Source organism: Nonomuraea sp. NPDC000554 (genome assembly GCF_040300065.1).
GTDB lineage: Bacteria > Actinomycetota > Actinomycetes > Streptosporangiales > Streptosporangiaceae > Nonomuraea.
In genome coordinates this window covers 146,956-167,302 of the sequence record NZ_JBEPDC010000018.1, presented here as the reverse complement: position 1 = coordinate 167,302, position 20,347 = coordinate 146,956, and the positions used below count along the sequence as shown (strand labels likewise).

Genomic DNA, 20,347 nt, shown 5'->3' with positions numbered 1-20,347 from the left:
CCCGCGAGACATGCCGTGTTCAGCGGTAGCACCGACCCCAGGTGGGAACCACTGGCAGTTCCCAGCGGGCAGTTCGAGATCGGCAAGGACGGCGCCGGCCTCCTAGTGGTCGGCTACGACGGATCGGACCCGAGCCGCAACGCCCTCGCGTACGCGGCCGGGCTCGCCCGCCGCGACAACGCCTCCCTGCTCGTCGCCTTCGTCGAGACGCTCACCAGCGCCACGCTCTGGTTCTACGCCGGGTCGCCGATCATCCCCGACTCGGGCGCCGACCTGTCGGACGACCTGCGAACCGAGCTGAGCGGGGTGGGCGTGCCGTGGCGGTTCGTCAGCGTGCGCGGCGACACCGCGAGAGAGCTCGAAACGCTCGCCGCCGCCACCAGGGCCGACGCCATCGTGGTCGGCAGATCACGCTCCCTGTGGCGGACGTTCGGCGGCTCGGTGGCCGTCGGCCTGGCCAAGCGCGCCCGGCGAACCGTCCTGATAGTGCCCTGACCCGCCCGGCCACGCCCACCCAACCAAACCGAAACCACCCCGACCCGCCCGGCCACGCCCACCCAACCAAACCGAAAGCGACCCGACCTGCCCGGCCACGCCCACCGAACCAAGCCGAAAGCGCCCTGACCTGGCGAGATGTCGCATATGGTGGCGAGATGAAGCTTGCTGCCATCTTCGCCATGATGGCGCTCGCGCCGATCGCGTGCGCCGAGCAGGGACCGGTCGCGCAGTCGGCGCAGAGCCCGACCCCTCCGCCGACCACCGCCCCGGCCACCCCTGCCGCCACCCCCTCACCGACGAGGACGGAGCCGCCCAAGTTCACCGCCAAGGTCACCCGGATCTCCCGTGACCGCCTGCCCTACTCGTGGCGTCCGGGCTGCCCGGTCTCGTACCGGGACCTGCGGCTGGTCACCATGACGTACTGGGGCTTCGACAACAAGGCGCACACCGGCGAGTTGGTCGTCAACAAGGCGGTCACCGACGACATCGTGACGGCCTTCGGCAAGCTGTACGCCCAGCGCTACCCCATCAAGCAGATGCGGCTCGTGGACGTCTACAAGGGCGACGACTACGACTCCATCGACGTCGACAACACCTCGGCCTTCAACTGCCGCCAGGCGACCGGGTCCAGCCACTGGTCGAACCACGCGTACGGGAAGGCGGTGGACATCAACCCGCTGGAGAACCCCTACGTCACCGCGGACGGCGGCACCGCGCACGCGAACGCCAAGAAGTTCACGAAACGGCCCATGAAGGGCAAGGCCGTGATCAACCCCGGCGACAAGGTCGTCCGCACGTTCGCCCAGGTCGGCTGGGAGTGGGGCGGCGCCTGGGCCGGCACCAAAGATTTCCAGCACTTCAGCAAGGGCGGCGGCTGAGACCTGGGCCGATGCCGCGGGACTAGCGGCTTACGGCGTCTAGATGCTTGATTCCAAGGGGTATGGGATCAGACGCCGACAAGGTGCGTCCTGTTCCGTGCTCTACTCGGCCGCGCAGGGCGTTACCAGCACCTGAAAGAAGGTGCTCCGGCAGTCCCTCGGTCAGCGCGGGCGTGCCCAGAACGCTGCGCAACAGCCACACTCCAGCCTGAAGGGAAAGCATCAGTTCCGCTCGTGTGACCCACCTCATTCGACAAGATCTATACGCACCCGTATATGCGAGTTTACCCTCGATGTATACGCCAGCGTATACGGATGGGCCTCAAGGAGGAGATCATGTCGACACGACTCCCACTCGCTGAGCACACCTCACGCCCGTGGCGGATCCACGAACTCACACCAGGCTTCCGGGTGGAGGACGTGTGGCGTTATCGCACTCCCGGCGCGGGCCCGGACGACTTCCCGGTCATGCTCGACGCGCTCGAGGCGTTCGCTGGGCCCGCGAACTCGGGCCTTGCGGTGCGGTTCCTGTTCGCGGCCCGCTGGAAGCTCGGCGCCCTGTTCGGCTGGGACAAGCCTAAGGCGAGCCTGGGTGCGCGGGTCCGCTCGCTGCGGGAGGTCTTGCCGCCGGACATTTCCGCAGCCGCAGACGGCCAGGCCGTCCCCGGCACTCCGTTCACACGGCTGTACGTGCTCGACGACGAGTACGCCATGGAGCTGGCGAACAAGACCGTGCACACGGTGTGCCACCTGGGATGGGTGCCCGCCGGCAACGGCGACTACGAGCTTCACATGGCCGCGCTCGTCAAGCCCAACGGAACGTTCGGGCGCCTGTACATGGCCTTCATCAAGCCGTTCCGGTACCTGATCGTCTACCCCGAGATGACCCGGCAGTGGGAACGTGCGTGGCGCGACCGCTACCGCCTCGTCTCGCGCATCGACGACCACACAGCCCGACGCTGAGGAGAACCGCGATGCCTCACGCACGCATCACACGCGGCAGCATCGATGTGGTCGGGCGCCGTCGCAGTTACACGCTGGTCGCGCCTCCCGACGTCCGCCCCGGCGGCAGACTCATCCTCGTCTTCCCTGGCTCCAAGCAGAGCGGCGGGACGTTCCGCGCCCTCACTGGCGGTTCCTTCGACTCCCTGGCCACTGGAGCAGCGGCGGTGGTCGCCTACCTCGACGGTTACAAGGGCCAGTGGAACGACGCGTGCGCCGACAGCAGTGTCGCCGCACGCGTCGAGGATGTTGACGACGTGGCCTTCGCCACGGCCATGGTCGGCGCGCTGGAAGGCAGTCATCGCATCGACCGCTCGAAGGTCTACGCGGCCGGGTTCTCCAGCGGCGGGGGGATGGTGATCCGGCTCGTCCACCAAGTGCCCGGCCTGCTGGCCGGCGCGACCGTCATCGCCGCCACCCAGCCGGCGCCGGAGAACTTCCTGCTCGGCGCCACGCCCGCCGTCCCGATCCCGATGCTGCTGATCCATGGGACACGCGACCGGCTCGTTCCATACGACGGCGGAATGATCGGTGGAAGGATGCATCGATTGGCCCGGTGGATGTTCCACAGCGGCGGACTGTTCCTGTCGGCACCGCAGACCGCGGCCTACTTCGCGGCCCGCAACTCCATCGACCAGCCGCCCGGATCGCTGAACAGTGTCGAATCCCACGCCGGATCGGGAACCACCTCGGTCACCGCCACGGACTACCGGCAGGCTGACAGGCCGCCGGTCACGCTGTACACGGTGCACGGTGGGGGCCACACGGTCCCCGGCCCACGCCACGCCCCGCGCGTCATGGGCCGAACCTGCGCTGACCTGAACACCGCCGAGGCGATCGGCGAGTTCTTCGGCCTCACGCGCCCATGACGGCCCAGGGGTCGGCGTCACCACAAGCAAAGCAGCGGTGTGGTAGATCACGGTTGCGGTTCGTGATCTACCACACCGCTGCTTTGGGGCCTGGTCACCTTCGAGAGGAGGACGCCGACAACGCAGGTAGAGCTCAGATAGCTGAGGATCGGGGTGGAGACGTTCTCGATCGCCGTGGCCAGGGCCCGCCAGGACTGGGTCCTGATGACACTTCGCGTGCACCAGTCTCCACCACCGGAGCCCCTTGCCGAGGCCGACCATGTGGTGGAGGCCGACCTCGACCTGCCAACCGGACGGCTCAGCCTCTACGGCTGCGCCCAAGAGCCGGGAACCGAAGAAGTGATCGCGCTCCCACCGAGCAGGTACCGGGCACGAATCTCGTACCTGTCGACAGAGGTTGTCCCCCCGCACACCAACGACGACGAGCCGGGAGACCACTTCGAGCACTGGGTCGAGATGTGGGCCACCGCGCAAGCAACCAGCATCCGTGTTCTGAAGCAGGGGCCCACATCTCGACCCGGTGCTCGCGCACAGGTTCTGGGCGCGTTGTACGCCGCAGCCGCACGCGGCCTGCCCACCCTCGCCGACAGCGGCTACGACGGCGCCGGAATCGGCACTATGGCGAACTACGCGATTGGCCCGAGCGCCAATCGCTCTCGTTCGTACGCAGCGGCGCTGTCCGCGGCCGGGCGAGTTACCTGACAGGCCGAGGAACGTTGTCCCTGAAGTGGGCCCCGTCGTTCCCGAGGAGGTTGCCAGGCGGGTTGTACAGGCACACGACGTACGTACTGGACCGGCCAGATGTCTGGCTGGTGGCCCGTGCGCAACCCAGCTGGGTCGAGGACTTCCACACCACCTGCGTGAACCAGCCTGTATCCCAGGAGTACCCAGGGTGGTTGAAGTCGTAGTGGTTGATCCCGTCGTGGCGATCGGATGGTCCCACTAGCCGGTCGGTGACATGCACCTTTCCACGCCGAAGGCGATCGCCGTCCGCGCCCCTGGCCGACGCTCGGCGCTCGCAAGCTTCGGGACCTGTCTGTAGAGGACGTTGCCCGTTGGCTGTCGAGCAAGACCGGGGTTCTGGGTGGCACGGGTGCTGGTCACATAAGAGTGGCCCCGCACCTCGAGTCATGGGTACGGGGCCGAATGGCTTGGATTCACGCCCTTGTGGGCTTCTTGGCGCGTGGTGTGGCTTTTGTAGCCGGCGCCTTGCGCTCCTTCGAGGCAGGCTCAGGCTTGGCCGTCTCGGAAACTTCTCTGAGCTCCTGCGCGGCCTCGTGGCTCACGCTGGTGACCATCTTGCGACCGCGGACGGCGAGATCGTCGTAGAGCCTGCTCGCCTGGGTCGCTGTGGTGTCCGCGTACTTGCGGACCCTCGCGGGCAGGCTCTTGACAACGGTTTCGCGCGCCTTGCCCGGCAGTTCCTTGGCAGTCTCGCGGACCTCGACTCGGCGGGCTCCCAGCTGTTTCCTCAGCCGATGACGCAGCGTGCGCAGGTTGTCGACGGCGACGCCGCCCGCGCCCGCGACTGCGTAAAACGGCTTGGACTCGGCGATCTTCTTGATCTGATCGGTGAGCGTCATAGGTGCTCCCCGGCAATCTCTTCTAGGAGTCGGGCCGTTGAGGCCCGTTTGTGATCGTTTGCTGCGCTGCCAGCCGGTGCGTGCACCACGAGCTGACGCTGCGCACTGCCACTACCCAATCCGCGGCACCCATACGTGCAGGCTGCTGCGTAATGGCAGGCAAAGTGTCACCCGTGACGCGGGCGGGCCTCCAGGGCGGGCGAGGCCAAGATTTTCCCGAGCACCCTGCCCCAAAGGTAAAAATTTCGCCCGTTGCGATGACATGACTCGTTTTGATGTTCATGCGCAGATAAGGTTGCCGGACTTTGGTGTCCCTATGACCGAAGTAGGGAGGGATGGGCGAATGCCCGCCATGATGTGGAACGTTCCTTTGTTGTCCTCAGTGACATCTGCTTTCACTCCCATCACTCATCTTGGGGGCGGTCTGCTCCGGGCAGGGTCGCAGGCCGTCGGAAAGGTCTGCGACTGGGCCGGCGAACTGTCAGCTGCGGCGCTGGCAACACCCACACCGCTGGTCAACAATGACAGGACCATTCCCTCCGTCATGGGGACGTTTGTGAACGTACGCCCGCCGGGTCTGGCCCCGATGACCGTGGCGTACGAGCGGCGCGGAACCGGCGAGCCGGTGGTCCTGCTGCACGGCATCGGGGCGAACCGGCAGGCGTGGGACGCCGTGATGCCGTCGCTGACAGCCGAGCACGAGGTGATCACAGTAGATCTGCCGGGCTTCGGGGAATCCCCTGATCTGCCCGACGGTCTGCCCCACGACCTGCCCACCGTGGTGGCGGGACTGGGCGCGGTGTTCGCCGCGCTCGGGCTGGAGCGGCCGCACGTGGTCGGCCATTCCCTGGGCGGGCTGATCGCGTTGCGGCTGGGTCAGGCCGGTCTCGCCCGCAGCGTGACCGCGGTGGCACCGGCCGGATTCTGGAGCCATGCCGAGCAGTGGTACGCCTTTACCGTCCTGAACGCGGCCCGTCAGATCGCGCGCCTGCCGGAGCCGATCACGGCATGGCTCTCGCAGACGATCCTGGGGCATGCGGCCTTGACCGGCACCCTGTACATGCGCGCTGACCTGTCCACGCCGGAGGCAGTGGTGGCGTCGCTGCGTGCACTGCGCCAGGCGGTCGGGTTCCAGGCCACCATGCGAGCGGGGCGCGCACGGGACCTGTTCGTCGGGGACATCCCCGGCCTCCCGGTGACGTTTGCCTGGGGCACAGGCGACCGTGTCCTGCCGGCGTGGCAGGCGGCACGCGCGGCTGCCATGCTCCCCATGGCGCGGATGGTGTGGCTGCCTGGATGCGGCCATGTGCCGATGAACGACGCACCCCAGCTGGTCGCGCAGGTCATCCTGCAAGCCACCGCCCCAAGCTCCACCACCGAGGGACGTCTACGCCTGGGTGCGTGAGCAGCCATGACGGTCTACGACAGATGACACAAGCCCAGGTCGCACCCTGGAGCCCCCAAGCGCGCGCCTTCGTCTGACCACGGCAAGACGCGACAGGGTGCGGCCTTGGACCTCATGCCGTCGAGCGACGATCGCACCCGCAAGGCCGTCGATCGTGTCTTCGGGGCACGAGCGCAGGAGTCATGTGCCCTCGATGTGCCCGCTGGGGGCACATAACCAATCCAGCCGCAGGTCAGGCACCAGCACTTCTCGGAAGGCGGCGGCTGAGAGCTGGGCCGATGTCGGGCCGCCCAGCCGCGGCCTTGCTCGCGGCGCCTTGGCGAAGCCCGTACGCAGGTCCGTCCCGCCGCCGCCCACCAGCGTGATTCCCTCGGCGCGGCACAGCGGTTGCACGACCCTAGCCACCGCATCGCACGACAGCACGCTGACCAGCAATCATGGAGGGCGGCACGGCGAACTCACGCACGCGCAGCCAGAAGGACGGGAATCCCCGTTCGCAGCCGAGTGACGTATCAGCACTCACCTTGTGCGAACAGGACCCCCAATCTGCTGAATGAGGTATTCATCTTGATCAGCTACAACTGCACGCAGTGGATCTGCCGCGCAGTTTCGTTGTGGCCCCGGGTGCTGACGATCGCGGGACTACCTGGATTCACCGGGTGGTCGAACACGTCCGGCACCGCACGGCGTAGCGCCTTGCAGCCGTCCAGCACGACCAGGATCGGGCGGGTGACGTCCAGGCCGCGCTCACGCAAGGACACGATCAACTCCGTGGCCAGGGTTGCCTTCTCGGTGGAGCGCCGAAGTACGTGATCGTCACGACACCGGTTACGTAGTCGTCATAGATCCCATGACGGGGTTCCCGCCTGCTTACGATCTCGTCACCAAGACGTACGACCGGCCGATCAGCAAGGACCTGCTTGACCGCTGCGAGCGGCTGTCGATCCGCCCATCATGCAAACAGAAAATTACTGTAAATCCTGATATGGCTTGACGCTATCAGGGATAGCGATACAGTGCCGCGAAACCCCTGAGCTAAATTGGAGTGCCAGCATGGCTAAGCAGATTCAAGAGATCTTCATCGACGACATCGACGGTAGCGAGGCGACTGGAACCACGAAGTTCACGCTCGACGGCACCAGCTACGAGATCGACCTGTCGGACGCCCATCGCGACCAGCTTGAGAAGGCGCTTGCCCCCTTCATCACCAAGGCTCGCGCTGTTCGGGCTGAGCGTGGTGGCCGTGGCCGCCGTGGAGCTGGTGGCGCCACTCGCGCCCTGAGCCGTGAGAAGTCTGCCGAGATCCGGCAGTGGGCCAAGGCTCACGGCCTGCCTGTGAGCGAGCGAGGCCGCATCGCCTCCACGGTCGTCGAGAAGTACGAGGCCGCGCACTAGCGCCGCCATACGGCTGATCGGTAGCAATGAGCCCCCAGATTCTCTCTTGGGGGCTCATTGCGGTTTTGAACAGCTGCGCTACTTGTTGTCGATATCGGCATTTCCGGCGTTCAGCGTACCGAGGCAGCTTATTGCCCCACTCGATCGATATTCTGAACTTATCCCGCGTGGCAACGATCAGAAGAACGACTACCGCCGTAATCGCGGCGATGCCTCCGGCACTCGCGCACATGGCGGCCCGGCCGGTCACGGCCGCGCGTCCGTCCTCAGCGTCAGGACGGCGGCCGGCATGGGAGATTCGGTTCGTTGATCGGGTAGCGGCAGCAGGGGCTTAAGGTGTCGCAGCATGACATCCCCGCAGCAAACCCAGGAACCGCAGCGACTGGCCTTACTGCGTCCGAAATTGGCGACCGCGTCGCCCGCGCGAGCGTGGAAGGCCGTCCGAGAGCTCGCCCTCTACCCGCCCCCCGGAGAGAGCGTGCGCCAGGCACTCGAACTGGCCACCCAGTTCGCCGAGATCGCTCTGGCCTCCACCGACAAGCTCCTCAGGCTCTGGCCGCAGGCCGCCGACCTGGACGGCTTCGCCGAAGTCGTCCTCGCCCCCGCCTTCGCTCGCGAGGGCCGTACCGAGCTGGTGCTGTCCAAGGTCACATCGCTCATCGGCCTGCGGCACCTGACCACCCTGCGCAGCCTGCGACTGAACCGCTGTAAGAGCCTTTCGGACATCTCCGAGCTCGCCGGGCTGACCGGCCTAACTGACCTCGACCTCAGTGGCTGCGCCGCAGTCACCGACCTGAAGCCGCTCTCTCAGCTCGCCGCGCTGAGAAGCGTCAACCTGGACGGCTGCCGCCAGGTCTCCGACATATCCCCGCTGATGACGGCGCACGGGCTGCGCCACCTGGACCTCCAGATGACAGCGGTGGCGCACCTCGACGGCATCGCCGAGGCCCTCCCCGAGCTGGAATACCTCAACCTGCAGTACTGCCGGTCACTCCACAGTGTCAGCCCCCTGTCAGGGCTCAGCCGGCTGACCGAGCTGTGGCTCAGCGGCTGCACGAACCTGAAGGACCTCGGCGGTCTCGGCCACCACCCCCACCTCACCAACCTCGGCCTCCCGCCCTGCCCGCTACCCGACCTGCGCCCCCTGTCTCGGCTGCCCGCACTGACCGACGTCATCATCACCAAGTCCAACCGGCTCACCAGGCTGGACGGGCTTGAGGGGCATCCTTCGCTGAAGGAGATCACCCTGTTCTCCACTCATGGCATACAGGACTTCTCCGCCCTGGCCCAGATGCCTGCGCTGCGCGAACTGACCCTCCACGGGCTCGACCAGCTCACCGACCTCACGCTCTTGTCCGGCCTGCCGCACGTCGAGAGGCTGGTCATATGGGGCTGCGTGAATCTGCGGACTCTCGGCGCGCCCGACCTGCCCTCGTTGCGGTCCCTGAGCCTTTACCACTGCCCGTCCCTGATCGATCTCGGCGAGGTCCCCGACCTTCCCGCATGTGCGGAGGTGTTGATGCATGAGTGCCCGGGGCTCCCGGACGCCACCAGCGCCGAACTCCGCGCACGGGGCATCACGGTTAAATAGCGATCAACAAGCGCATGGCCCTGCCTGTCTCAGCGGTGCGTTGACGTGATCGCCTTTCACGGCTTCAGCGGCCTCGGGTGGCCAGCCATCACCCTGGATCGGTATCGAGGAAGGGCATCATGACAGTTGAGGTCGAGCGGCTGATCCAGGAGGCGGGAACGACTGGAGCGGCCGTCCTCAACCTGTCCCGCCGCGGGCTCCGTCGGCTACCGGCGTCGATCCGTGAGCTCACCGGGCTGACCGAACTCGATCTGTCCTTCAACGACCTGGCGGAGCTGCCGAACTGGGTTGGTGACCTGACCGCTCTCACCGAGATCGACCTGTCCGGCAACAGGCTGAGAAGGCTGCCGGAGTCGATGGCCGGCCTCTCCGCTCTCACCCACCTGTATCTGAGCTGTTGCAGGCAGCTGGAGGAACTGCCCGGCTGGATGGCCCAGCTACCGTCGCTGACCTGGCTCAACCTGCTCTACACCGATGGCGACCTCATCGGATCATGGTCGATTGACGGCCTCGGTGCTCTCACCCATCTCAACCTCGACGGCTGCGGGCTGCGCGTCCTGCCGAACTGGGTGGCAGGTTGCACCGCACTCACCGACCTGTCGCTTCGCGACAACGGACTCCGGTCGTTGACCGGACTCGGCAGGCTGAACAACCTGACCTGGCTCGACCTGAGCGGCAACGGCCTGCCCTTCCTGCCGGACGAAGCGCGAGATCTCACCGTCCTCGAACAGCTGAGCCTGTTCGGGAACGCGCTGACGGAGCTGCCGGACTGGCTGGCCGAGCTCACCACCCTGACGTACCTGAATCTGGGGTGTAACAGGCTCGCGACCGTTCCCGACTGGATCGGCGACCTCACGGCTTTGCAGTCACTGCTCCTCTTCGAGAACCAGCTCGTGTCGCTGCCGGATTCGATCGGCGCCCTCACCGCCCTGCAGCAGCTACATCTGCGCAGCAACAGGCTGACCGCGTTGCCGTCCTCGCTCGGCAATCTCACGGCCTTGACCCAGCTCGCCGCTGGCTTCAACCAGTTGACCGCCGTCCCGTCCTCGTTGGGAAACCTCGCCGCCTTGACGCACCTGGAACTGCACGACAACCCCATGACCAGTGCCCACGACCCGCATGATCCAGACACCCGCTGACGACGCCCGTCTCGGCGGTGAGCGGGCCGGTCACGGTCGCGCGTCCGTCCTCAGTGTCAGGACGGCGGCCGGCAACCCCCGCAAACCCTCAGGAATGACGATATTTCCGGAACCGTCGATCTCTGCCGGTCCGTCCCCCCACGAAGCGGTCGCCCGAGCGGGCTCGAGCAGGTCCTCGGCCAGCCGGAGCCGACCTGCCGCCGGGTCCAGCGCGATCACGTGGAGCGTTCCCTCCGGGCCGGTCGTGTAACGGACGGGCTCCCCGGTGGGCTCCGCGTGCCGTATCCACGGCCTGGTCCCGTAGATCGCTCCACCGTGCGCGTCGAGCCAGGCGCCCAGGTAGCGCAGCCGCTCCACCTGCGACTCAGGCAGCGAGCCGTCGGCGCGCGGCCCGATGTTGAGCAACAGGTTGCCGTTCTTGGCGACCGTGTCGACCAGCAGGTGCACCAGCTCGGCCCGGCCGATGAGGTGCCGGTCGTCCTCGGCCCTGTTGTAGCCGAACGACCGGCCGAGCCCGCGCGTCGCCTCCCACACCCACGGTGAGGTCCGCTCCTCCAGCACGTACTCCCTGGTGCGGGCGCCCAGGTGCGGGACGCCCCACCGGTCGTTGACCACCCCGCCGGGCACCCGCCCGTAGTAGCGCTCGAAGAGCGCCTGCAGGCTGTACGGCCCGACGGCCTTGGCCGAGTCGGGCCAGTCGATGTCGTTCCACAGGACGTCGGGCTCGTGCGCGTCGATCAGCTCGGCGAGCTGGTCGAAGCTGTACCTGGCGAACGCCTCGTCGTTGCGGCGCAGCGTGAACAGCTCCGTCATCGACTGGATCGGCGGGAAGTCGGAGACGTGCCAGTCGAGCGCGCCCGAGTAGTACAGCCCGAACCTCAGCCCGCTCTCGCGCGCGGCCCCTGCCAGCTCGGCGATCAGGTCACGGCGCGGCCCGCGGTGGACGCTGCTGAAGGAGGTGGTGGCGGTGTCCCACAGGCAGAACCCGTCGTGGTGCTTGGCTGTCGGCACGACGTAGCGCGCCCCGCACGCGGCGAACAGCCGCATCCAGGCGTGCGGGTCGTACGCCTGGACGGTCCAGGAGTCGGCCAGGTCCTCGTAGGTGGTGCCCACGCCGTACTCGCGCTCGTGGAAGTCCCGCGCGGGCGAGCCGGGGATGCGAACGGTGTTGGCGTACCACTCGGCGTACTGGTGGTGGCTGAACTCCAGCTCCACCGGCACGTGCTCGCCGGGCAGCCGGGAGGTCGCCCAGCCGGGCACCGAGTACAGGCCCCAGTGCACGAACACGCCGAACTTGGCGTCCCGGTACCACTCGGGCACCTCCCGCGACGGGTAGTCCGCACCCAGGTCGGGCCCGACGCGGCGGTCGAAATGCAGCACTGCGATCCTTTCAGCGGCCGGCCAGACCGGCGGTGGCGATGCCCTTGACGAGGTGCTTCTGCAGCGCGATGAGCAGCAACAGCGTCGGCAGGATGGATACGACGGAGGCGGCCATCACCAGATGCCACTGGTTGCCGTTCTGGCCGAAGAACAGTTGCAGGCCGAGCGGCACCGTGCCGCGCGCGCTCACGTCGTTGATCATGATGAGCGGCCACAGGAAGCTGTTCCAGTAGTTGATGAAGGTGAAGACGGCCAGCACCCCGAGCGCGGGCCTGGCCAGCGGCAGCATGATCCGGGCGAAGATCCGCAGCTCGCCCGCTCCGTCGATGCGCGCCGCCTCCTGCATCTCGCGTGGCACCGACCGGAAGAACTGCCGCAGCAGGAACGCGCCGAACGCGGTGAACGCCCACGGGAAGATCAGCGACTGGTACGTGTCCACCCAGCCGAACGCCTGCATGAGGATGAACATGGGCACGACCAGCACCTCCTGCGGCACCATCAGCGTCGCCAGGAACAGCAGGAAGACACCGTCGCGGCCGCGCCAGCGCAGCGAGGCGAAGGCGTAGGCCGACAGCGCGGAGGCGGCCAGCACCACGAGCGTGCCGACGCCGGCCACCAGCACGCCGTTGAGTATGTAGCGCTGGAACGGCACGTACTGGAAGACGTCGGCGAAGTTCCGCCAGCGGATCTCGGAACCGACCAGCGAGCCGGGGTCGGCGAACGTCTCCCCCGCCGGTTTCAGCGCGGTGGCCACCGCGAAGACCAGCGGGTAGAGGAAGACCAGCGTGACCGCGCCCAGCAGCACGTGGGAGACGACGCTTCTAGCTCTCATAGTGCACCCACCGCTTCTGGCCGAGGAACTGCCCCGCCGTCACAAGCAGGATGATCGCGAACAGCACCCACGCGGCGGCGGCCGCCAGGCCCAGGTCGCGCGACTGGAAACCGGCCTGGTAGACGTTCATGACGAGCGTCTCCGTGGCGTTGCCAGGCCCTCCGGCCGTGAGGATGTACGGCTGGGTGAACACCTGCAGCGCGTTGATCACCGTCATCGTGGTGGCGAAGAACAGCGCGGGCGAGATGAGCGGCAGTTGCACGCTGAACAGCCTGCGCGCGCCCGTCGCCCCGTCGAGCGAGGCCGCCTCCAGCACGGACGGCGACATCTCGTTGATCGCCGCGGAGAAGACGATCAGGTTGTAGCCGAAGCCCTGCCAGACGCTCATCGCCACCACCGACAGCAGCGCGGTGCGGCCGTCGGCGAGCAGGTTCGGCTCGGTGCCGACGAGCTGGAACAGCAGCTTCCAGATCACCGCGTTGGCCACCATCGGGGTGATCGCCGGGATGAAGAACAGCACCCGCCACAGGTTCTGCCAGCGCGAGTTGCTGATCCAGAACGCCAGGCCGAGCGCCACGATGATGTTGAGCGGCACGTACAGCCCGGTGAAGACGAACGTGTTGCGCAGCGAGGCCAGGAAGTCGGGGTCCTCCCCGAACAGGTAGCGGAAGTTCTCCAGCCCGACGAACTCGCTGTCGCCCAGCATCGGCCAGTCGAAGAAGCTCATCACCACGGCCATGCCGACCGGGAACAGGGTGAACAGACCGAGGCCGAGCACGCTCGGGGTGGCGAACCCGAGCGCGCTCCACTCTTCCCTTGATCTCACTGCCCGCGCGCGCCCTGCTGCTGGATGGTGGTCAGGGCGTCCTTGGGGCTCTGCGCGCCCGTGTAGACCTGGAGCAGATACTGGGCCATCGTCTTGGTGACGTCGTCCCAGTTCTTGGTGGTGAACAGGGGCACGCCGCCGTCGAGGCCCTGCTTGACGGCGGCCATCGCCGCCTGCACGTCGGCGCTCTTGTCCTGGTTCTGCTTGACCAGGAAGTCCTCGTACGCCGCCTGCTGCTCGGTCCGCGCGGGGAAGCCGCGCCCCGCGCCGGCGAGGTAGGCCTGCGCCTCCTTGCCGCTGAGCACGGACACCGCCTTGATCGCCTCGTCCTTGTAGGCGCAGCCCTTGGCCACCCCGAAACCGGAGTTCGCGACGTAGGTCTTCGATCCGGACGTCCCGGCGGGCAGCGGCGCGAGGCCGACCTTGAACTTGGCGTCCTTGATGGTAGAGCCGACGTTCCACGAGCCGTCGATCGCCATCATGGCGTTGCCGTTGACGAACTGCGTCTCGCCCCAGCCGGCCTCGGCCGAGCCCGCCGGAACGCTGCCCACCTTGCCCTTGGCCAGACCCGCGTACCAGGTGAGCGCGTCCACCATGGGCGGGCTGTCCATCTGCAGTTTCACGTCGTCGGTAACCGGCTTGGCGCCGTTGTAGGACAGCAGCAGCGACAGCGTGTGCAGGTCGGAGAAGGACATGCCGAACCCGGACTTGCCGCCGGTGGTCAGCGTCTTGGCGGCCTTCTCGAAGTCCGCGACGGTCCAGCCCGCCTTCGGCTCGGGAAGCCCCGCCTTCACGAAGGCGTCCTTGTTGTAGTACAGGAGCATCGGAGACAGGTCGTAGGGCAGGGCGAGCTGCTTGCCGTCCATCTTCAACGCCTCCAGCGAGGCCGGCGCGAAACCCTCGGGAGCGGTCAGCGGCTCCAGCAGGTCGGCGTAGGCGCCCAGGCGCAGGCTCTGCATGGAGACGATGCACGCCTGCTTGCCGGCCGCGAACTCGGTCTGCAGCTTGGTGAAGTAGGCGTTGAACGGCGCGGTCCGCAGCTTGATCCGGATCTTCGGGTTCTGCTGGGTGACGAGTTGCGCCAGGTGGTCGAGCTGAGCTTTCTCCTCTTCGCTGCCGGCCCACATCTCCCAGTCGAGGGTGACTGTGCCGTCGTCCTGTCGGGCGCCGCCCGCCGTACCCGATCCGCCGCCACCGCACGCGGTGGCTCCGGCCAGGAGCACAAGTCCCGCCGCCAGCATGGCTTTCATTTGCAGACCTCCGTCACGAATAGTAATTTCGTGGACGAAATTAATGTGTTCCGGGACCCTAAACTTGATCGCCGGGAACGTCAAGGGGGAGGACCATTGCGCGAGGACCTGATCAGGGCGGAGATCCTCGCCACGCTCGCGTCCGAACCGCTCAACCGATCGCAGGTCGCGGCCAGACTCGGGCTCGGCGTGGCGACGGTGAGCGAGCACACGCGGCGGCTCATCGAGCTGGGCTACCTACGCGAGCTGCCGCCGCAGGTGGCGGGCCCGGGCCGGCCGAGAGTGCCGCTGGAGGTGGTGCCGGACGCGGCCTACACGCTCGGCCTGCGCGTGCACCATACGCACCTGGTCGGGGTGCTGATGCGGACCAACGGCAGCGAGGTGAGCCGCTTCACGCTGCCCTTCGACCCGCACGCCGACCCGGCCGGGCAGCTGGCGAAGGCGTGCCTGGAGGTGCTCGCCGACCCGGAAACCGGCGACCGGGTGCGCGGCATCGGCCTGGCCGTGCCCGGCGTGATAGACCCGGCCAAGGGCGTGGTGCGCATGTCGCCGCACCTGGGCTGGTCGGACCTGCCGCTGCGGCCCCTCCTGGCGGACCGCCTGCCGGTTCCCGTGCTGATCGACAACGACACCCGGGCCAGCACCACCGCCGAACTGCTGTTCGGCACCGGCCGCGACCATGACGACTTCCTGGTGCTGGCCGTGGGCGGCGGCGTGGGCATGGGCATCGTGCTCGGCCGGCGGCTGCACAGAGGGCCCGACGGGGTGGCGGGCGAGTTCGGCCACGTGCCGGTCGACCCCTCGGGGCCGCCGTGCGTGTGCGGCCGGCGCGGCTGCCTGGAAACGTACGCGGCCGACTACGCCCTGGCCGAGCGCGCCCACGAGCGCGGGCTGACCCCGGCCGTCGTGCCGGTGGCCGAGCTGCACCGGCTGGCGAGCGCGGACGCGCCCGGCGTCCGCGCCCTGATGGCGGAGGCGGGCGCCACCCTCGGACGCGCGGCGGCCGGCGTGGTCAACGTCCTGGCCGTACGGGCGTTGACGCTGATCGGCGAGAGCCACGTGCTCTGGCCCTATTTCGAGCCCGGCTTCCGCCCCGCGGTCGAGGGAGGCGTGCTGTCCGGGCTGGAGATCACCGTCCGCCAGTGGGACGACAGCGCGCACGCCCGAGGAGCCGCCAGCCTCGTCCTGGCCACCACGCTCGCCTCCCGCTGAACCGGACGGCGGCCTCCGGTCAGGGAATCCTGGACAGGTCGATCACGTACCTGCCGCTCTCGGTCCGGTACGTCATCATCCGTCCGGCCCGGTCGGCGACCGGGACCTCGCCGGTCCGCCCGGCCATGTCCCCGATGCCCAGGTCCGCCAGCGTTCCGGTCTTCAGGTCGTAGAGCCCGAGCCCCGGGGCGTCGCTCCTGAGGGTGCGCACGTAGAAGCGGCTCTGGCTGGGCGGCTCCGGGATCTGGAAGCCGGTCGGCACCTCCTGCTGTTCCGAGCCGTCACGCTGCCGGGTGAACGCCCTGGCGCCGCCGGACGCCGTCGCGATGCAGGACTGGACGCCGCAGGCGAGCAACTGCTCTCCCTGACGGGCCGGAGCCGCGTCGCTGGTCTGCCCGGTCTCCAGGTTGACCAGGTGCGTGAACGGCGCCCCGTCCTTGGGGCTCCACGTGCCCGGCGAGCCCGCCCATGGCCAGGACAACAGGTGCAGCCCGGTTCCGCGGTCGATGGGTGTCACCGGGCCCCCGTTCACGGGAACGCTGAACACCCCACCCTTCTGCATGGAGAACACGATCGCGCCGTTCGCCACGGCGAGGCCGCCGACAAAGTCGCCTCCGGTCTTGTGCTCGGCCACCTGCCGGGCCTCGCCGCCGGTCAGCGGCACGGCCCAGAGGCGGACGGAGGTCTTCGTCCACGTCCACCACGCCACCACGCCCTCACCCATGCTGATGTTCGAGGCTCCCGCCCCGCCCTTCTTCGACGCGGGCACGTCCGCGATCTTCCGCAGGTCCCCTCCGGCCGGGTCGTAGAGGTAGAGCACCTCGGGCCGCAAGCTCTTGCGCCACGCCTGGACCAGCAGCTTCCCGTCGTCGGTCAGCGCGACGGGGTGCAGTTCCCTGCCCTCGGAGTCCTTGACGGGCACCTTCCACACGGCCTGCGGCCACACCTTCTCGACGGGTTGCGCGGTGGCGGCGCTGATCACCACGGACGGCGCCCCCGATGGGCCGTCCGCGGGCAGCGCCTTCCCGTCGCCGCCCGTCCGCAGGCCCACGACCACCCCGCCGGCGACCACCACCACGGCCGCCGCCGCGAGCAGCGCCTGGGACCTGTTCCTGCGCCGCCGGTAGCCGGTCTCCAGCCGTTCCGCCGCCGGTGCGGCCAGCCGTGGCGCCCGTTCGGCCGCGTGTCCCAGGGTCCTGCTCAACCGCTCTTCGATACCGCTCATCGCCGCTCCCCGCGATCCGACCCGACGCCTTCCTCGATGTGCTCGCCCACCGCGAAACGGAGCTTGCCGAGCGCCCGCGACGCCTGGCTCCGCACGGTTCCTCGAGAGATCCCCAGGGCCGCCGCGATCTCCTCGTCGCTCAGCCCCTCGTAGTAGCGCAACACCAGTACCGCCCGCTGCTTGCGTGGCAATCCGGCCAGCACCTCCCACATCGCCTGCTCGTCCTCGCTGGGCAGCGCGTCGTGGTAGCCGTGCTCCGGCGGGTCCCAGGCGAGCAGCTCGCGCCGCCGTAACCGCCAGGCAGCCGTGTGCAGCCTGGCCATGGTGGTACGCACGTAACTTTCCGGATTGTCCTTGGCGCGCAGTCTCGGCCAGGAGGCGCGTAGCTTCAGCAGCGCCTCCTGCACCAGGTCGGCCGCGTCGTGCGGGTTCCCGGCCAGGACGTAGCCGTAACGCAACAGCGCATCGCCGCGCTCGGCTACGAACCCGGCGAACCGGGGATCTGCTTCCAACTGCCTTCGCCTTTCGTCGTCCGTGTCACCTCCCAGATGGACTTGCCTGGCGAACTGTTGCATCTGCCCTGCGGAAAGGTGCGGGGAGTCCTACCACGACCGGAACCGGCGGTGGATGGTGGACCACGAACCGTACTCCTTCAGGTTGGCCGATTTCTTCAGAAGTAAGGATCTGCGCGGTTTACGACCGACTGCATGCGGTTCGCTTTTCCGGAACTACAGGAGCCCGGCAGGAAACACGACGGCACGCAACTTCTACCGGCAGTTGTACAAGGAGTTCCCGTTCCTCCTGCACTTCCTATTTTCAGCGCGGTGAGCAGCTGATGCAGCACCGTACGCCGCAGGTCACGGGGACGACCGGCTCAGCATGATCGACTGCGGACGCTTCTCCGGAAAACCGGAAAATCAGCAAAGCGAAACTCCAGCCGTACGAAGCAATGTCTGCGCAAGGAATGATCAATCCTGTGGCGGCGAACACGTTCGCGAGCGACCCGACCATGATTTGCTTTCGCCGAATCAGTCAGGTGTGCAGTGAACGGCATGGCGGCCTGTACGCCTGTCGACCGCTGCCTGCGAACAATCGACAAGGAAGGTCACTATGTTCAGGAGACCAGTGCGTTCCCTGCCCACAGCTCTGGCGGCGGGTGCGCTGCTGGCCGCCATGGCCCTGTCAGTCCCGGCATCCGCGTCCGCCTCCCCGGCCGACGCTCGCGCGACCGTCGTCACCGCGCTCGACTACAACAGCACGGGCTGGCGATACCGGCAGGTGCCCCCCGGAACCGACGACCCCGCCTTCTACGAGCGGGGCTTCGACGACAGCGACTGGCCGTCCGGGCAGGAGGGCTTCGGCACGACCGGGGGCGTGTGCTCCTGGAACAACCCCGCCCTGGTCAAGACCCGCTGGGACGTCAACACCGACCTCCTGGTGCGTCACTGGCTGCACATTCCGCGCGACGCGCAGGAGGTCCGCATCCAGGGGACGGTGGACAACGACGCGCAGGTCTATATGAACGGCAAGCTCGTGCAGACCGCCGTGAGCGGCAACTGCAACGCCGGCGCGATCGACGTGGTCGTCCCGGCGAGGTACCTGGAGTGCTGCAACGTGCTCGCCATCCGCGGCCATGACCGCGGCGTGGCGAGCTACCTGAACGTCAGGGTCACCTACGTCAAGCCGGCCACCAGCAGCGCCTGAGCCGCCTTCGGCACCCGGCCGGGCCGGGTGCCGAGTGCGCGTTCCAGCGAGGCGGGACTGACCTGCCGGACCGGGGGATGCCTGCCTCGCAGGGGCGTTTCAGGCACGAGGCGGGCCTACTGGGTGGCGCAGTCGGCGTCAGGGTCGCGGAGGGCCTCGGCGTCCAGGGGCAGCTCCGTCACCGTGATCGTGGCCTTGCCCGGTTCGTCGAGAACTCCGCCGGTCACGTGGTAGGAGTCGGGGACCGAGTCCTTCGTCTCGGTGCCCTCGGGGCCCTCGACGTTGAACGCGGTGATGCTCACCCCGCGCTCCTCCAGGATCGGCCGCAGCTCGGCGACCGTCTTGTTGAGGTACGGCACGCAGTGCATGGGCTCGCCCTTGGCGTCGAACGAGGTGGTCCCCTCGTACTGCTCGCCCGGCTCGGCCTTGCGGCCGATGCTGATCTCAGCCGTGCCCTTGAACGTGGTCGGGATCTTCACCCCGATGGCGCAGCCGTCCAGCTTGTCGCACTCGCCCGGCGGGTAGATGCCCTTGATCTCTTCGATGTACTGGTGGTCGGGCGTGGTGGGGAACACCTGGCCTTCGAAGGCCGGGCCGACCGGCCGCACCTCCAGCGAGATGTCGAGGCCGGCGGCCCGCAGCTGGTCCTGGTAGAGCTTGGGGTTGGCGTACAGGTCGTTGATCTTGATGACGTAGTAGCCGTCTTCCTGGTCGATGTCGAGAGCCTGCGCCGCCGTGGGTCCGAAGCCGGTTTCCAGGGGCAGCGCCCAGGTCAGCCCCACCACGGCGGCGGCGACCAGGGCCGTCGCCGGGACGGCCAGCCTCCAGGTCAGCCGCCTGCGGGCCGGTAGCGGCACGGGCGCGGGCTCGCACGCCGTGATCTCGTGCATCAGCTCGCGCGCTCCGTCGCTCACCTCCGTCACGGGCTCGGCGGCGAACTGCGCGACGATGTCGTCGATGTCGGTCTTCATGACTGCCTTTCCGCGAGTGCCACGGCCCTCGGGCCGTATGAGGTGAGGTCGAGCCGGGCGTCGGCCAGTTCCCTGGCGAGCCGCTTGCGGGCGCGGTGCAGGCGGAGCCGTACGGCTCCGCGCGAGCAGCCCAGCACCTTGGCGATCTCAGGGCCGCTGAGCCCTTCCCAGGCGACCAGCGCGAGCAGCTCCCTGTCGTCGTCGGACAGCCGCCTGAACGCCTGGTACGCGGCCCCCGAGTCGCGTACCGGCGTGGGCTCCGCCCTGATCGTGAACTCTTCGCGCAGCCGCTGGGCCAGCGCGGTGCGGCGGTCCTGGGCGCGGAAGTGGTTGGCGAGCACGCGCCTGGCCACCCCGTACAGCCAGAGCCTGGTCTCGCTCCCCTCCGGCACGTCGTGGATGCGCCGCCAGGCGGTGGTGAACGTCTCGGCGATCACGTCCGCGATGTCATCGGGCGAGTCAGTTCTTCGCCTGATATAGGTGGCGACGGCCGGATAATGCGCCGCATAGATCTCCTCGAAGCGCTCTTTGGGCTCTGATGGCCCCATATGGCGTTCCTTCCGGTGGGTGAACACACGTGAGGAGAT

The 20,347-nt window shown here is 68.0% G+C and carries 21 protein-coding genes and 1 pseudogene; 11 read left to right on the top strand and 11 right to left on the bottom strand.

Features of this window, described 5'->3' with window-relative positions; all coding sequences use genetic code 11:
- Positions 1-15 precede the first annotated feature (15 nt).
- The 5 genes from ABT294_RS30965 (at position 16) to ABT294_RS50890 (ending at position 3,949) form a co-directional block, all read left to right on the top strand.
- A complete protein-coding gene (locus ABT294_RS30965; protein WP_350809829.1) occupies positions 16-495 on the top strand; it encodes a universal stress protein in 480 nt (159 codons plus the stop codon).
- Between the two features lie 158 nt (positions 496-653).
- Positions 654-1,376 (top strand): M15 family metallopeptidase, encoded by a 723-nt coding sequence (locus ABT294_RS30960; protein WP_350809828.1) that lies wholly within the window; start codon positions 654-656, stop codon positions 1,374-1,376.
- A 336-nt stretch (positions 1,377-1,712) separates the two neighbouring features.
- Positions 1,713-2,339: a DUF2867 domain-containing protein gene (locus ABT294_RS30955; protein ID WP_350809827.1), complete on the top strand. Its 627-nt coding sequence runs from the start codon at positions 1,713-1,715 to the stop codon at positions 2,337-2,339.
- Positions 2,340-2,350: 11 nt separating this feature from the next.
- Positions 2,351-3,247 carry a CE1 family esterase gene (locus ABT294_RS30950; RefSeq protein ID WP_350809826.1) on the top strand — a complete coding sequence of 299 codons (897 nt, stop codon included), beginning with the start codon at positions 2,351-2,353 and terminating at the stop codon, positions 3,245-3,247.
- A gap of 153 nt (positions 3,248-3,400) precedes the next feature.
- Complete coding sequence (locus tag ABT294_RS50890; protein WP_502912167.1) at positions 3,401-3,949, top strand: hypothetical protein; 549 nt, start codon at positions 3,401-3,403, stop codon at positions 3,947-3,949.
- On the opposite strand, the gene ABT294_RS30940 is transcribed toward ABT294_RS50890, so the two are convergent.
- Positions 3,942-4,379 carry a CAP domain-containing protein gene (locus tag ABT294_RS30940; RefSeq protein ID WP_350809825.1) on the bottom strand — a complete coding sequence of 146 codons (438 nt, stop codon included), beginning with the start codon at positions 4,377-4,379 and terminating at the stop codon, positions 3,942-3,944. The two genes, ABT294_RS50890 and ABT294_RS30940, sit on opposite strands and share 8 nt — an antisense overlap.
- Positions 4,380-4,404: 25 nt before the next feature.
- Positions 4,405-4,830 carry a hypothetical protein gene (locus ABT294_RS30935; RefSeq protein ID WP_350809824.1) on the bottom strand — a complete coding sequence of 142 codons (426 nt, stop codon included), beginning with the start codon at positions 4,828-4,830 and terminating at the stop codon, positions 4,405-4,407.
- 343 nt (positions 4,831-5,173) lie between these two features.
- Between ABT294_RS30935 and ABT294_RS30930 the strand changes: the two genes are divergently transcribed.
- Positions 5,174-6,235, top strand: a complete 1,062-nt coding sequence (locus ABT294_RS30930; protein ID WP_350809823.1) for an alpha/beta fold hydrolase — start codon at positions 5,174-5,176, stop codon at positions 6,233-6,235.
- 653 nt (positions 6,236-6,888) lie between these two features.
- On the opposite strand, the pseudogene ABT294_RS30925 reads toward ABT294_RS30930, so the two are convergent.
- Positions 6,889-7,032, bottom strand: a pseudogene (locus tag ABT294_RS30925) (IS256 family transposase); the annotation flags it as partial.
- Positions 7,033-7,288: 256 nt separating this feature from the next.
- Here ABT294_RS30925 and ABT294_RS30920 point away from each other — a divergent pair.
- From ABT294_RS30920 to ABT294_RS30910, 3 genes are all read left to right on the top strand, one after another.
- The gene (locus ABT294_RS30920; protein WP_350809822.1) at positions 7,289-7,630 is read left to right on the top strand and encodes a histone-like nucleoid-structuring protein Lsr2; all 342 of its coding nucleotides are present in this window, start codon (positions 7,289-7,291) and stop codon (positions 7,628-7,630) included.
- Between the two features lie 346 nt (positions 7,631-7,976).
- Complete coding sequence (locus tag ABT294_RS30915) at positions 7,977-9,221, top strand: leucine-rich repeat domain-containing protein (protein WP_350809821.1); 1,245 nt, start codon at positions 7,977-7,979, stop codon at positions 9,219-9,221.
- A 119-nt stretch (positions 9,222-9,340) separates the two neighbouring features.
- Positions 9,341-10,360, top strand: a complete 1,020-nt coding sequence (locus ABT294_RS30910) for a leucine-rich repeat domain-containing protein (RefSeq protein ID WP_350809820.1) — start codon at positions 9,341-9,343, stop codon at positions 10,358-10,360.
- A 30-nt stretch (positions 10,361-10,390) separates the two neighbouring features.
- On the opposite strand, the gene ABT294_RS30905 is transcribed toward ABT294_RS30910, so the two are convergent.
- From ABT294_RS30905 to ABT294_RS30890, 4 genes are read right to left on the bottom strand one after another with little or no spacing between them, the layout of a single operon-like run.
- The gene (locus ABT294_RS30905) at positions 10,391-11,740 is read right to left on the bottom strand and encodes an alpha-L-fucosidase (RefSeq protein ID WP_350809819.1); all 1,350 of its coding nucleotides are present in this window, start codon (positions 11,738-11,740) and stop codon (positions 10,391-10,393) included.
- A 10-nt stretch (positions 11,741-11,750) separates the two neighbouring features.
- On the bottom strand, positions 11,751-12,572 hold the full coding sequence (locus ABT294_RS30900) for a carbohydrate ABC transporter permease (protein ID WP_350809818.1): 822 nt from the start codon (positions 12,570-12,572) through the stop codon (positions 11,751-11,753).
- Positions 12,562-13,398, bottom strand: coding sequence for a carbohydrate ABC transporter permease (locus ABT294_RS30895; RefSeq protein WP_350809817.1), 837 nt, complete (start codon positions 13,396-13,398; stop codon positions 12,562-12,564). Before ABT294_RS30895 ends, ABT294_RS30900 begins: the two co-directional genes overlap by 11 nt.
- Positions 13,395-14,648 (bottom strand): ABC transporter substrate-binding protein, encoded by a 1,254-nt coding sequence (locus ABT294_RS30890; protein WP_350809816.1) that lies wholly within the window; start codon positions 14,646-14,648, stop codon positions 13,395-13,397. Before ABT294_RS30890 ends, ABT294_RS30895 begins: the two co-directional genes overlap by 4 nt.
- 96 nt (positions 14,649-14,744) lie before the next feature.
- Between ABT294_RS30890 and ABT294_RS30885 the strand changes: the two genes are divergently transcribed.
- Positions 14,745-15,860, top strand: coding sequence for an ROK family protein (locus tag ABT294_RS30885; RefSeq protein WP_350809815.1), 1,116 nt, complete (start codon positions 14,745-14,747; stop codon positions 15,858-15,860).
- Positions 15,861-15,879: 19 nt separating this feature from the next.
- Here ABT294_RS30885 and ABT294_RS30880 read toward each other — a convergent pair whose 3' ends face one another.
- Together ABT294_RS30880 and ABT294_RS30875 are read right to left on the bottom strand one after the other, a co-directional pair.
- The gene (locus ABT294_RS30880; protein WP_350809814.1) at positions 15,880-17,085 is read right to left on the bottom strand and encodes a TolB-like translocation protein; all 1,206 of its coding nucleotides are present in this window, start codon (positions 17,083-17,085) and stop codon (positions 15,880-15,882) included.
- Complete coding sequence (locus ABT294_RS30875; protein WP_350809813.1) at positions 17,082-17,597, bottom strand: SigE family RNA polymerase sigma factor; 516 nt, start codon at positions 17,595-17,597, stop codon at positions 17,082-17,084. Before ABT294_RS30875 ends, ABT294_RS30880 begins: the two co-directional genes overlap by 4 nt.
- A 598-nt stretch (positions 17,598-18,195) precedes the next feature.
- On the opposite strand from ABT294_RS30875, the gene ABT294_RS30870 reads away from it, so the two are divergent.
- A complete protein-coding gene (locus ABT294_RS30870) occupies positions 18,196-18,789 on the top strand; it encodes a hypothetical protein (protein ID WP_350809812.1) in 594 nt (197 codons plus the stop codon).
- 116 nt (positions 18,790-18,905) lie between these two features.
- On the opposite strand, the gene ABT294_RS30865 is transcribed toward ABT294_RS30870, so the two are convergent.
- Positions 18,906-19,760 carry a hypothetical protein gene (locus tag ABT294_RS30865; protein ID WP_350809811.1) on the bottom strand — a complete coding sequence of 285 codons (855 nt, stop codon included), beginning with the start codon at positions 19,758-19,760 and terminating at the stop codon, positions 18,906-18,908.
- Entirely contained in the window at positions 19,757-20,308 is a 552-nt protein-coding gene (locus ABT294_RS30860; protein ID WP_350809810.1) for an RNA polymerase sigma factor, read from the bottom strand. Before ABT294_RS30860 ends, ABT294_RS30865 begins: the two co-directional genes overlap by 4 nt.
- Between the last annotated feature and the right edge of the window lie 39 nt (positions 20,309-20,347).